This window comes from Methanobacterium alcaliphilum, from assembly GCF_023227715.1.
GTDB classification, from domain to species: Archaea; Methanobacteriota; Methanobacteria; order Methanobacteriales; family Methanobacteriaceae; genus Methanobacterium_E; species Methanobacterium_E alcaliphilum.
Window position 1 is genome coordinate 107,233 of record NZ_JALKIF010000005.1, and the last position, 13,565, is coordinate 120,797.

Here is a 13,565-nt window from a genome sequence, read left to right on the forward strand (position 1 = left end):
TTCAATGTATTTTTATTTATGAATATTTTTTTATCTCAAATTAACAATTTCACATTTTCCTGAAGGAAGTACACGGATAATATCATCCAGGGTTAAAATTTTCTCTTCGTCGATTCTTTTTAAGATTTCTCGAGCCATAGCTTCTTTCTTATTGTAGCCGGGTTTAATGATTACATAATTTTCAGAATGTTTTTTCAAAGATTCCACTGGCCCAGCCATAACTCTCGGACCATTATAATCCACTATTCCAACTGCAATCATTACATCAGCTCCCCTAATATAATTTCTACTACCTCGAATAATGAATGCTCCTTTAGCCACAAATTCTCCAGACTGGGGGGTTTTAGAAACCTGGTCTGGATTCACCCAGTAAATGTCCTGTGAACTAAATCCTTTAGACCAAGCACTGGAAAAAGAAGCACCGAATTCTGCGGCTTCTTGGATGGTACTTTCCGGTATTTCTCTACCCTCACTTTTTATTATCACTGAAGGTGCCCCGTGTATATCCGAGTGAAGGTAGATGTCATGGGGTTCCATGTGTTTTTTTACCACGATTTCGTTGGTATGGGCATCGCGCCCACCAATAACTAAGAAATCATCAGATGAAATAAACCACCTCAATTTCTCATACCATTTGAGTTCTTTTTTCACCCGTTTTTGAGGGACCATTATCCTCTCCAAAGCAAATTCTTTCTTCTTTTTGACTGTTTCCAGTTCCTTTTTGGTTTTTTCAATAGCAATCAAAACGCCTTTAATTTTCCGTTTTGCTTTTTTAGCTTTTTCATAATAAGTTTCAGCATTTTCTGGAATTGGAATTTTACTATCAATTAAAATACGGGTTTCATCAAGGATCAGCATTAAATTACCTAATTTGTCCAGTGATTCAACCAGTTGGACTTCTTCCATGTCTTTTTTACGGGCGTTTTTTAAGATTTTTGATATTTCCATCCAGGAATATGTTTTTCTGGCATTTGATATAACATTCAATACATTCTCCACTTCAGAATAATGAGCATATAATAAATCCCCTTTTAGGGTAGATTCTTTAATAGTTTTCTTGAAATTTTCAAGGGTATCTTCCTGAATTTGTAATCTTTTAGCGTATTTATTGACTTCTTTCCCCCAGATATTTTCTTGAATGTTTTTAATCTCATTGCGTACTTTGGCACTGAAAAACTCATCAGCTGCTTCGTTATAATTATCAAAAACTTGCTTATTATTATCCGAATATATTTTTAATTCTAATGGGAGAACGTCTTCTTTACCATTAGAGACTATATTTGGTGTGAATTTGAATTCATTTAATGGCTTAAATAAATCTATTATAACCCGGTAAATACTTTCAATATCTGTGGCACTGACTTCATTTGCAGGAATATTTTTATCTAAAGCGGATCTAAACACTATCTCCTCAGCATATATGCCTCCAAGACCGTTTCGAGCTAGAGTCCTGATTAAATCTCTATCGGATTGTGCGAAAATCGATTCTAACTCAGATTTCTCAATTTGCAGAGGGTTAATTCCTCTGCTGGGAGGATGTTTATATTCTTCTTTAGATGTTATCTTCCTATCACTCCACATTTTCCTTTTTAAAGGTAATATTATCTGATTTTCTTGATTTAAAAGAATAACATTTCCTTTAGCAAATAATTCCACCACTAGAGTATAATCTTCTTCTCTTGAAATGGTAATCTCCACAACTCTATCAAATTTATGTTGTTTGACTTCCTTGACAATACCTCCTTTGAGATATTTTCGAAGTAGCATGGGAAAAGATGGAGGTATCTTTGGATTATCCATGGGGTATTGTGTTTTATGTAGCCGCGCACCTGCTTGAAAAACTACATCAACTCTTCCCTGTCCTTTAACATGGAATCTTATGATAACTGTATCTTTAGTGGGTTGAAATGATTTATCAACACGTGAACCTTTTAATAGTTCATTGAGTTCATGGCAAATAGCAAATATATCGACGTTGGACATGGTCTTCATTGAAACACCTGATTAAATATAATGGAATAAAATAATAATTTAAAAAAACTAATTTAGTTCATGGTTTATAATCATAGCTTTTTTAAGGGAGTATGTAATATATTAATTAAACTTTTAAATTATATAGTTTAATTAGTATTTATTGTTAGTTTAAAAGAAATTATAAATCAAGATAATTAATTAATTTATGGAGAAAATAATATGGAAGTAGATGCTAAATTAGCAAGTATTCACGCAGTTTCAGGAGCTTTAGCAGCTTATATCTCTTTTACAATGTCTAATGGATCAATACCTGCATTGGGGCAAAACCAAGCTTTAGGAACATTCGCAGGACTAATTATATTGATCATTGTTGGTAAATTATCTGAAACACTCTTTGGTAAAGAAGAAGTCGGTGGTTTCAAAGGATGGCTATGGAGCGGAATTATTCCTTTTGCCTTTATATGGTTTATGGTATGGGCTATGTTAATTACTATGACTGGTAATTATTAAATCCTTTTTTTCCAACTTACTTTTCTATAATACTTATTTTTTAAAATAAAATTTTATAAAATATTGATTTTAATATAAAAATGTTCTTTGTTACAGTGCCCAGTAGAAAATCCAGACAAATACAAAGAAAAGTGCAAGGACAAAAACCAAGGGCGCGAATATCCTACTCACAGCTACAATAGAACTTATTGTTGAAACAAGTTCTGTGGCATTGGTAGGGCCCAGAGTATTTAAATTTTCAATCCTTGAAATTTTACAACCTACTGAAACTGGTTCTAAATCAGCCATAGCTTCTTTGGTACATTGGATAATGTAGTCAATGATTTCATCACCTTTTTTAGCCCCTACGGGATTGTGCCCTCCAGCCAGAGTGTTCACTGAATGGGTATCAGTGGTCATCACTTCTACTTCGTCGATCCCCAAAGATTTCACGGCTTCCAGTATTTTTTCTCTAAATCCAATTACCATGTTATTGGAATCAAGCAAGATTTGAGCTGTCTTCTGCATGTCTACTTCAATCACTAAAACTTTCACTCCACTTTGACCAATACCTTCTTCTTTGGATAAGGTATCCATCAAATTTTCACAGCAACCTGCTTTTATGGGATTTTTATGGCCAATGCATTCTAATTTTTCCACAGCACCCATTAAATCAAATACTTCTTTGTTTCCAGGTAGTACTCGGCCGGATTCTCCTTTAAAGCAGTTATGGCAATCTACAAAAACAACATTTTCGGAATTACAGACTGTTTTGGCAAGATTCATCAGAGATAATCCCACTCCAAAATCTATATCATCAAAACCATGTGGGGCAAAAGTAGCTTGAAGTAATAAATCATCTCCAAAGAACTGTGCACCGATTGTAGCATTTTTTTCACTAACACGGGTAAATCTACTGGCGTTTTCATGGTAATTGATTTTATCTAAAGAATTTTTTATCGTATTTTCTATTTTAACAATTTCTTTTGAAGAAACAGGATTAAAATCGTGAGTTGAAGGGCCGTGTGAAACCATGGTAAACATGTCAAAACGTTGAGCGAGTAAAGTGGGCATGTTTGCCCCGCCAACGCTGCCAATTGGCCCTGGATGAACACATGGACTTAAAAACAGTGCTTTAATTCCTTTAGTAGTTTTAAAACTGATAATACCAACCAAAGTATCAATAGGTTCTCCTATTTCTTCAAAAAGGCCTTCCAGTGCAGGAGACCCTTCAGTTATATGGGATAATGAAAGACTCAATAGTTCTAAAGCTCCTACTCCCAGATTACGCCTCATAGGCGATTCAATGACTAGTACAAATGAATAAATGGCCAGTACTAAAATTGCACAGGCAATTAAAACTTTTAATAAAAATGCTATAATTGTAAAGTATCCAAAATTGGTGGCATTGATACTTAAAAACACCACTACTATCATCATACTGATTATTAAGACTGGCTGAGTAGCTGAAATAAAAACTGAATTTGGTAAACTAATATTAGACGTACCCCATATTACGAGAGTTCTAAAAGCAAATAATACAGCACAACCCAGTACTATCGAATCAAGAATAAAATTCATATCTAAAAGTGATGAGAACCCACATCCAATTAAATATATTACGGATAATATAATCATGGAAAATAGAGATAGAAACATGGACTGTTTCATTTTCATCTGCCTTCCTTTCAATGAATTTACCCATGGTTGAGTAATTGCTCCACTCATTATGGAACCTAAACCAAATATTAAAACCCCTGCTGTGCCTCCGTCAATAATATCTTGAAGAATGCCACTTCCCTTTGTTGGATCTATTATAAAGCCGATGGAACCAACAATGAAACTAAAAAATACCATGGTGAATAAAGAAATCTTGGTTTGGGGCAGGGTCATAATATATTTTGAAAGACCCATTACGCTTTTGGTGCTGGACATTTGTTTACCTCTTATATAAAAATAATTGATATGATTTTTCTATATTAACAAGCCATATTACTATTAAAACTTTATTAATTATTTAGAAATACATTATTTTTAATCAATTATAGTTCATTTCAATAAATTAAATTATTAGTAAGATAAATTTATCTATGAATTTGAGTGGATACTGTAAATTAATTAATGTGATTTTTTTAAACCAATAACCATATAAAATATTCTATCATAAGGTATAAGTTTTATATAATAAATCATCAGGAGATTTTCTATGGAAACAAGACTTGAAACACCACTTTTAGAACAGGATGTCAGTAAATTACGTGTGGGTGATGTGGTTTATATATCTGGAACAATATTCACAGCCAGAGACCGTGCTCATCAACGAATAATTGAACAGGGAGCGCCATTTGATTTAAATGGATCCGTGATATTTCATGCGGGCCCCATAATAAAATTGAAAGCCGATATTTTAAAAGACGTTGATTTAGATAAAATTCACAGTTTTAAAAATTTCATACAATCTTCAAAAGAACCTCTGGCAGAGATGGTGGCTGTAGGTCCCACTACCAGTACTAGAATGAACCCGTTCCAGGCAGAAGTATTGGACATGGGTGTTAAAATGGTTGTAGGTAAAGGAGGTATGGATAAAAACACCGCTAATGCATTAATTAAAAATAAAGCCACCTATCTTGCTGCAGTTGGTGGATGCGCTGCACTTTATGTCCATTCCATAAAAAAAATAAATAATGTATACTGGTTAGATCTGGGGGTTCCAGAAGCTATTTGGGAACTTGAGGTTGAAAATTTTGGACCATTAGTGGTGGCTATGGATTCAAAGGGGGATAATTTATATGAAGAAATTGCAGGAGGCATTTCCAACTCCTCTGGAGATTCCACAAAACATATCAAAAATAAGTCTTGAGGGTATGGTTGATACACATATACATACTTCTCCCGATATAAAACCCCGTATTTTTAGTGATGATGATGCTGTTAGAGATGCTAAAAATCAACATATGGCGTCTATTATATTAAAATGTCATGTGGAATCAACGGCTGGCCGATCTCATTTATTGCGGAAAGCAACGGGCTTTGATGTTTTTGGCGGCATTTGTTTAAATTCCAGTGTAGGTGGTATAAATCCTGATGCTGTTGAAGTATCCGCGGCTTTGAATGGTAAAATAGTTTGGATGCCCACTATTTCCGTATTTGAATTGAAAAAAGATGTATTAAATGGGATTAATGGTCAAAATGATAATTTTGAAAAAATTCTCCATTTAATTTCTAAACATGATATGATATTGGCCACAGGACATCTTAAAGCTCAGGAAATTTTTCCAATTTTGGACATGGCCCATAGTTTAAAAATAAAAAAAATAATTGTTAATCATCCATTAACAGGAGTAGTGGACGCTACATTAGAAGAACAGAAAGAAATGTCCAGATACGCATATCTGGAGCATTGTTTTGTGGCCTGTATGCCCCAACATGATCAACTTTCTGTAGAGCGAATTTCAGAGGCAATCAATTTCACAGGCTTTAAAAAATGTATCATGGCCACGGATTTTGGCCAAAAGCATAACCCTATTCCAAGTGAAGGCTTTAAAATGTTCATTTATCAAATGAAAGAGTGTGGGTTTTCTAATAAACAAATAGAAACAATGTGCTCATTAAATCCTCGAAAATTGATTTATTAGTTGGTAAATGGCTAATTTTAGGAGTTATGCTTTAAATTTAGAGAAAATTTTTTTTATAAATTGATTATGAAGATATTAATTTAAGTTTCAAGTCCATCTTAAAATAATTGGTTAATTTTATATAGGAATTAGTAATTCATTAAATTGATACATTTTATTATGTGAAAATTATATTAAGTAAAATCCTAGATTTAATTACAATATCATGATAATTTAAATATATTTACTGGAATTCAGTTTATATTACAATTTCAATAAAGTGATAATATGAGTGAAAATAAATCTGCCCAAAAATCTGAAAAAGAATTGAAAAAGAGAATCAGACAATTCAAAAAACTTTTAAAGGACGAATCCGAAAAAGAGAATTTCTACAATGAGATTTGTGGTTCTGAAATACTGGTTAGAATGGAAATATTCTTACCTTCCGCCAACCCGGATAAATTTATTGACGGCATATTTATTTATATGAATGATTCGGGTAAAATTGTAGATGCTGAATATTACTATAAAGAAGGGGAAGAAGGAGCTATCACCCGTCTTACAGATAAAGATTTAAAGATTGTCAGTGATTTATTCCAGGACGAATTTTCACTGGAAATTGAATAAATCTTTAAAATATATTTTTTTATTTTTTTCTAATATTTTTCATGGATTTAATTTTTATTTTTTTTCAAAATTAAAAAAGAATGATCTAACTAATTGATTAATGTACTTTATTAATTTGTATGAGGCATATTTATTAAATTAAATTTTAATCTATTAATTTCGCTTTTCAAAATAAAATTTAAGGCCTTTTCAGTAAAAAAATAATTTTAGGCTTAGATAGTACATTATATATTCTATAAAAATCAAAATTATAAATGCTTATTGAGTTGATTAATAAACACATCGACTCTTTTCTATCATCAATAAATAAAAATATGGAGGATATAAAAATATGCGCAGTTTCGAAAAGTTAACTTCTTTAAAAGATTATATCCCTTTAAAAAAGAAAGAAGCTGGAGATAAGAATATAGGACTTTTAGTAGATGGTCCTAACATGTTAAGAAAAGAATTCAGTTTAAATCTGGATTTGGTAAGAGAAATAATTGCCGAATATGGGAACATGAGGGTAGGTAAAGTTTTATTAAACCAGTATGCTTCTGATAAATTAATAGAAGCTATTGTTAATCAGGGATTCACTCCCATTGTTGTTGCTGGTGATACTGATGTTTATATGGCTGTTGAAGCTATGGAATTAATTTATAATCCTAATATTGATGTTATTGCTCTTATGACTCGTGATGCTGATTTTTTACCGATTATCAATAAAGCCAAGGAAAATGGTAAAGATACTATTGTTATTGGTGCCGAACCAGGATTCAGTGCGGCGCTTCAAAATTCTGCTGATGATGCTATAATATTAAAACCAGAAAATAACAAAGGAAACAATCATTCTCACCATAACAACCTTAATTCTAATAAAGATAATTTATGATGATTTCGATGAAACAAAACGTGCTTATTCATTCTTCTCTTCATGAACTTAAAAAAAGAGAAAATGCTTTAAAAATCATCAATAAAAAAATACATTCGCAAGGACGGGATAAATTATACGATTTAACTGGCCTTTCAGGGGGTTTTTTACTCAAAAAAGATGATTTGAAGCTATTGGAAACTTATGTAGGTCCTGCACTTTTTGAGGATATGCTTGAAAAATGGGGAAAGGAGCATTTGGGCGGTGAAAAAGTACTGGGATTCAATAGAACCAGTGCTGGAATCCTGGCCACTATTCTTGCATTAGTAAAACCAAAAACTTATGTAATCCATTATTTGCCTGAATTACCCTCACACCCTTCTATCCCGCGCAGTGCAAAATTGGTGGGTGCTGAATATCTTGAATTTGATAATCTGGATGAATTTTTTATACCTGAGAATACATCTCTTATAGTAATTACTGGATCTACCATGGACCATAAGGTTATCGCCGTTGAAGAATTTCAGGATATTATTAAAAAAGCTGATGGAAAAGTTCCAGTAATGGTTGATGATGCGTCTGGAGCTCGTTTGCGCACTGTTATTTTTAACCAACCTTCTGCAATTGATTTAGGCGCGGATCTTGTTGTAACCAGTACTGATAAATTAATGGACGGTCCGAGAGGAGGGTTAATGGCAGGTAAATCTGAGTTAATGGATCAAATAAAATCCAAAGCTCATCAATTTGGTTTAGAAGCCCAAACTCCTGTGATTGCAGGCATAGTCCGGGCATTAGAAAATTTCAATCCAGAAATTCTATTGAAATCTTTTGAAAATAAAAATCGGCTTTTGGATTCATTAAATTATAATTTTAAAGGATTTGAACAAACGCCTACTGGTGTAATGATTACGCCTCAATCTTTAGAACGGGAAATCGAAAGTAGGGGCATTGGAACTTCATTATCTGATTCAGATTTATCTTTTTTATGGGCTATAATGCTCCTTAAAGAAAAAGGTATCTTAACTATCCCTGCTGTAGGAATGCCTGGTGCTTCACCTACTATACGCATTGACCTCGCTTCTAAGGATGCTAAATTGTTACCAATAGAAAATATAACAGAAATGGTTACTGATTCATTTAATGATTTAATATCTGTTTTATCCAAACCAAATTCATCAGAAAAAGAAATTATTGAAGAATGCAGCCATATCATTTTTAATTAAAATATAAGAATATTCATTACTTTTTTTCCTTTGATTAATTATGGGGTGCTTTCATGATTGAATTGGATGGTTCATTTGGTGAAGGTGGTGGGGCTTTAATACGAATATCTGTTGCTCTTTCAGCTTTAAGCAAACAACCTTTAAGAATTTTCAATATTCGGGCTAATCGACCTAAAAAAGGATTAGCTGCTCAACATCTAACTGCTGTTAAATCTGTTGCTGAGTTGTGTGATGCGTCTATACAAGGACTTGAAATTGGCTCCACAGAAATAGTTTTCTCACCAGGGAATTTAAAAGGAGGAAGCTATGATTTAAACATCAAAACTGCTGGAAGTATAAGTTTAGTTCTACAAGCTTTTATGATTCCGGCGGCATTTGCATCATCTCCTGTAAATATTTCAGTTAGGGGAGGTACAGACGTAAGATGGTCACCTCCAATCAATTATTTACAAAAAGTCATGCTACCTGTACTGGAAAAAATGGGATACTATATGAATATTGATCTGGTTACCCGGGGCCATTATCCTCGCGGGAGTGGCTTGGTTAAGGCCAGTATTAAACCAGTAACTAAATTAAAATCAATAGAACTTTTAGAGATGGAAATTGACTCAATAAAAGGCATATCTCATTCAGTCAATCTTCCTAGACATGTGGCAGAAAGACAAGCTAAATCTGCAGAAAAAATATTAAGTAGAAATGGATGGGATGTAGATATAGAAATTGAACATTCAGATGATTCCATCTCGCCGGGATCTGGAATATTTTTATGGACTGAAGGGAATACTCCTTTAGGCGGAAGTTCAATAGGAGAACCTGGAAAAATCGCAGAAAAAGTAGGTCAAGAAGCTGCTATGATGCTTTTAAATTTCTTAAATGCTCAAGCCCCACTTGATAAATATATGGGGGATCAAATTATCCCCTATATGGCCATAGCTGGGGATTCTCTGATAAATGTGGCGGAATACACTTTACATGCCCATACTAATATCCACATTGTGGAAACATTGACTGGAAAAAAATTTAAAGTCATGGGTAAACTGGGTGAAAAATCAATCATATCCTGCAAGTGAGTCTACCTGAAAAAAGCAAAATTACTTTTTTACATGTAAGCATTCTCCAGATATTACTTTTCGAAGACTTCCATCTTCTAATTCTAGTATCAGGGCTCCGTTTTGAGTTATACCTATTGCTTCACCTTTAACTACTTTTCCCAGTTGTTTTCTCACTTCAACATCACTACCAATTGTTTTAGATAGTTTACGCCATTCATTAAGTATTTCTGGGAAATTACCTTCTTTGAAACTATTATATGTTGACTCAAACCGTTTTAAAAATTTTTGGACTAATAATGGGCCTTTTATTTCTTTGTTTAATTCCATTTTCAGCGAAGTTGCACCTTTTCTAACTTCAGAAGGGAATATTTCGGGGTCCACATTGGCATCGATACCAATGCCCACCACCACATAATCCAGGGTGCTGAATTTAGCATTGGCCTCAGTTAGTATGCCGCAAACTTTTTTAGAACCAATCAATATATCATTAGGCCATTTAATTCCAACATTCAACCCGCATTCTTCTTTTAAGGTTTCAGCAGCCGCAACCCCTGTCATTAATGTTAATTGTGGAGCTTCAGCAGGAGGTATATTGGGGCGCAGTATTATGGACATCCATACTCCCCCTGTAGGTGATAGCCAGGTTTTACCTCTTCTTCCCCTACCTCTAGTCTGGGTTTCGGCAATTACAATTGTTCCTTCAGCAGCTCCATCTTCAGCCAGTTTTTTAGCAACGTTATTTGTAGAATCAACCTCTTCAAAATAGTAAATTTCATGACCAATATAATCAGTCTCTAGATTATTCTTAATTTCATAGGGGAGCAATAAATTAGGAGATTTTTTTAATTTATAGCCAGAATTTGGAGTGAATTCCAAGGTGTATCCGTCATCTTCTAAAGTTTGTATGGCCTTTTTAACTTCATTTTCATTAATACCCAATGTGGATGCAATTTCGTCTGGTAAAATATGTTTGTTCTGATTTTGATACAAGATCTCCAATATCTTCTCCAGCATATAAAAACCTCCCATAATATCGAGATTTTAATCTAATTATTCGCTTTTTGAATCAGTTGATTGGGTTGCTTGACTCATATAAGAACCAACAGCTGCTGAAACGGCAGCTACTTTTTTATTTGGTAAGAATGTGGATCTTAAACGAGCTTCTTTCTCTTTGTCTTCAGCAACCACTCTTTCCATTTCCTGGTTAATGCCATTACGGTGCTGGTCAACAAAGTGGGTATGCAGTTTACCTTCCCAAAATTCTTTGTTTCTCATTATTGCTTTATGGAATGGTATTGTGGTTTTCACTCCTAAAATTACGTATTCACTTAAAGCCCTTCTCATCCTATTAATAGCTTCATTACGGTTTCGTCCATAAACTATGAGTTTGGATATCATAGAATCATAAAATGTGGGGATGGTGTAATTCATATAAACTCCACTATCTACACGAACCCCAGTCCCTCCTGGTGATCGGTACCCTGTAATTTTTCCAGGGGTAGGTGTAAAATCTGCTAAAGGATCTTCTGCATTGATTCTGCATTCAATAGCATGCCCTCTAACACTAATTTCATCTTGAGAACAGCAGAGATCTTTACCGGCAGCAACTTTTATCTGCTCTTTCACCAGATCAATCCCGGTTATTATTTCTGTTATAGGGTGCTCTACTTGTATTCTGGTGTTCATTTCCAGAAAATAAAAATCACCATTAGCATAAAGGAATTCCACAGTTCCAGCATTAGTATAATTTATTGATTCTGCTGCTTTAATTGCTGCAGAGCCCATTTTCTCTCTCAACTCATCAGTCATTATAGGGGAAGGTGCTTCTTCAATCAATTTCTGATGTCTTCTCTGTATAGAACATTCCCTGTCGGCTACGTGGATAGTGTTACCATTTTCATCCGCCATAATCTGAAATTCAATGTGACGTGGCTCTTCCAGATATTTCTCTATGAATACCGTGGGATCTCCGAAGGCAGAAGCCGCTACAGACTGTGTGGATTCTATAGCACGAATCAATTCATCTTCTTCATAAACGGTTCTCATGCCTATTCCACCACCACCTGCGGAGGCCTTGACAATAACAGGATATCCAATAGATTCTGCAATTTTAACTGCTTCATCTATATTAGAGACTCCTTTATCTGTTCCTGGAATCACTGGGACATTTGCACTGCGCATTAATTTTTTAGAAGTAATTTTATCTCCCATGGCTTCAATTACAGAACCTTTAGGGCCTATGAGTTTTATGCCATGCTTTTCGCATTCTTTACCTAAATTAGAATTTTCAGCCAGAAAACCATAACCTGGGTGTATAGCATCTGCTCCGCATTCTTCAGCTACTTCAATAATTTTATTTATATTTAAATAACTCTTAGCAGGGGTTGATTCTCCTATGTTATATGCTTCATCAGCATATTTGGCAAAAAGAGAATTTTTATCTGCATCAGAATAAACCGCAACACTTTTTACATCCAGTTCGTTACAAGCACGCATTACTCTAATGGCTATTTCACCACGGTTGGCGACTAGAAGTTTGTTAAACATGGCATAGCTCCTTATTAATTATAATTTATCTTCATTAACTATTTTTTAAAGCAATTTTGATATAGGTAACATAAATCATACTTTTTCTAAGATGGCATTAGACACCTTGTCACAAAAATTATGTCATCATATTATATTATGTCACCCTCTTCTATTTTAATCCACTAATTATATTAAGATATGTAATTAAGGAATTAAATTGAAATTTTTGACGGGTGTATAATTATTATATATAAGATTTTGTAAAAGTAATTTTGATATACGTTAATCAATTGAAAAATTGAGTTTTACAAATAATTGAACTGAGTTTTCATGAAGCAGCATAAACCAATAAAAAAGAAGAAACATTTGGAGATTCACCTGCAGTCCATTCCAGGACATTTAGAACCTAAAGTAGAATTGGAACAGTATTCCACCCCATCTGTAATAGCTGCTGATATTTTATGGACCGCCTACTCTCTGGGAGATATTGAAGATAAAAATGTGCTGGATTTAGCATGTGGTACAGGCATATTTGCTATTGGTGCTAAAATTTTAGGTGCGAGAGAAGTATGGGGCATAGATATTGATGAGCACGCTCTTCAAACTGCAAAAAGTATTGCTTTAGAAAAAGGTTTAACTTCAAGGATAAATTTTATGGCCTTAGATCTTAGAAAAGATGATTTGGATAAAATTATTAATTTAGAATTTGCAGAAATAGACACCATTATTCAAAATCCTCCATTTGGGTCACAATCACGTTCTTTAAAGGGATCAGATCGAATATTTATGGAAAAATCTTTGCAAATTTCTCCGGTTGTATATTCATTTCATATGGCAGAAACTGAAGATTTTGTAGAAAAATATTTTTTAAAATTTGGCGGAAAAATAACTCATAAGTTTTTTTATCAATTTCCACTACCTAAAATTTACCATTTTCATAAAAAAGAATCTAAAGACATAGAAGTCATCGTGGTTAGAGTAGAAAGGATTAATAATTTAATTTAAAATTATATCTTTTTTATAAAACTCTGCTGCTTATGTTTCTGTTTTCTGTTTCACATATTAACAGATATTAAAAGGAAATGTAAACAGAAAGTTTAAATACCTTATTAACCAACTTCTACTAACCTACATTCTAATGTGAATATCGGGTATGCAGTGGAACTGCCCTAACATTATATTTGAATATATAATGTGGTGTTAAAAA

At 33.6% G+C, this 13,565-nt stretch carries 12 protein-coding genes; 8 read left to right on the plus strand and 4 right to left on the minus strand.

Annotated features, from left to right (window positions below):
- Window positions 1-30: 30 nt before the first annotated feature.
- Window positions 31-1,992: a ribosome rescue protein RqcH gene (rqcH, locus tag MXE27_RS04980; protein WP_248611305.1), complete on the minus strand. Its 1,962-nt coding sequence runs from the start codon at window positions 1,990-1,992 to the stop codon at window positions 31-33.
- A gap of 201 nt (window positions 1,993-2,193) precedes the next feature.
- Here rqcH and MXE27_RS04985 point away from each other — a divergent pair, with 201 nt between their 5' ends.
- Complete coding sequence (locus MXE27_RS04985; protein WP_248611306.1) at window positions 2,194-2,484, plus strand: DUF5379 domain-containing protein; 291 nt, start codon at window positions 2,194-2,196, stop codon at window positions 2,482-2,484.
- A gap of 90 nt (window positions 2,485-2,574) precedes the next feature.
- Here the strand turns inward: MXE27_RS04985 and MXE27_RS04990 are convergent, their stop codons facing one another.
- Window positions 2,575-4,398 (minus strand): DUF2070 family protein, encoded by a 1,824-nt coding sequence (locus MXE27_RS04990; protein WP_248611307.1) that lies wholly within the window; start codon window positions 4,396-4,398, stop codon window positions 2,575-2,577.
- A 271-nt stretch (window positions 4,399-4,669) separates the two neighbouring features.
- Between MXE27_RS04990 and MXE27_RS04995 the strand changes: the two genes are divergently transcribed.
- The 6 genes from MXE27_RS04995 (at window position 4,670) to rtcA (ending at window position 9,847) form a co-directional block, all read left to right on the plus strand.
- Window positions 4,670-5,323: a FumA C-terminus/TtdB family hydratase beta subunit gene (locus tag MXE27_RS04995; RefSeq protein WP_248611308.1), complete on the plus strand. Its 654-nt coding sequence runs from the start codon at window positions 4,670-4,672 to the stop codon at window positions 5,321-5,323.
- The gene (locus MXE27_RS05000; protein ID WP_248611309.1) at window positions 5,253-6,098 is read left to right on the plus strand and encodes a DUF6282 family protein; all 846 of its coding nucleotides are present in this window, start codon (window positions 5,253-5,255) and stop codon (window positions 6,096-6,098) included. The genes MXE27_RS04995 and MXE27_RS05000 overlap by 71 nt, the downstream gene beginning before the upstream one ends.
- A gap of 267 nt (window positions 6,099-6,365) precedes the next feature.
- Window positions 6,366-6,704: a hypothetical protein gene (locus tag MXE27_RS05005; protein ID WP_248611310.1), complete on the plus strand. Its 339-nt coding sequence runs from the start codon at window positions 6,366-6,368 to the stop codon at window positions 6,702-6,704.
- 331 nt (window positions 6,705-7,035) lie between these two features.
- Window positions 7,036-7,575 (plus strand): TIGR00288 family NYN domain-containing protein, encoded by a 540-nt coding sequence (locus MXE27_RS05010; RefSeq protein ID WP_248611311.1) that lies wholly within the window; start codon window positions 7,036-7,038, stop codon window positions 7,573-7,575.
- 20 nt (window positions 7,576-7,595) lie between these two features.
- Entirely contained in the window at window positions 7,596-8,777 is a 1,182-nt protein-coding gene (locus tag MXE27_RS05015; protein WP_248611392.1) for a TIGR03576 family pyridoxal phosphate-dependent enzyme, read from the plus strand.
- Window positions 8,778-8,830: 53 nt separating this feature from the next.
- Entirely contained in the window at window positions 8,831-9,847 is a 1,017-nt protein-coding gene (gene rtcA / locus MXE27_RS05020; protein WP_248611312.1) for an RNA 3'-terminal phosphate cyclase, read from the plus strand.
- 21 nt (window positions 9,848-9,868) lie between these two features.
- On the opposite strand, the gene MXE27_RS05025 is transcribed toward rtcA, so the two are convergent.
- Window positions 9,869-10,843: a biotin--[acetyl-CoA-carboxylase] ligase gene (locus tag MXE27_RS05025; protein ID WP_248611313.1), complete on the minus strand. Its 975-nt coding sequence runs from the start codon at window positions 10,841-10,843 to the stop codon at window positions 9,869-9,871.
- Between the two features lie 36 nt (window positions 10,844-10,879).
- Complete coding sequence (locus MXE27_RS05030) at window positions 10,880-12,376, minus strand: acetyl-CoA carboxylase biotin carboxylase subunit (protein WP_248611314.1); 1,497 nt, start codon at window positions 12,374-12,376, stop codon at window positions 10,880-10,882.
- Between the two features lie 312 nt (window positions 12,377-12,688).
- Between MXE27_RS05030 and MXE27_RS05035 the strand changes: the two genes are divergently transcribed.
- Window positions 12,689-13,363 carry an METTL5 family protein gene (locus MXE27_RS05035; RefSeq protein ID WP_248611315.1) on the plus strand — a complete coding sequence of 225 codons (675 nt, stop codon included), beginning with the start codon at window positions 12,689-12,691 and terminating at the stop codon, window positions 13,361-13,363.
- The last annotated feature ends 202 nt before the right edge of the window (window positions 13,364-13,565 follow it).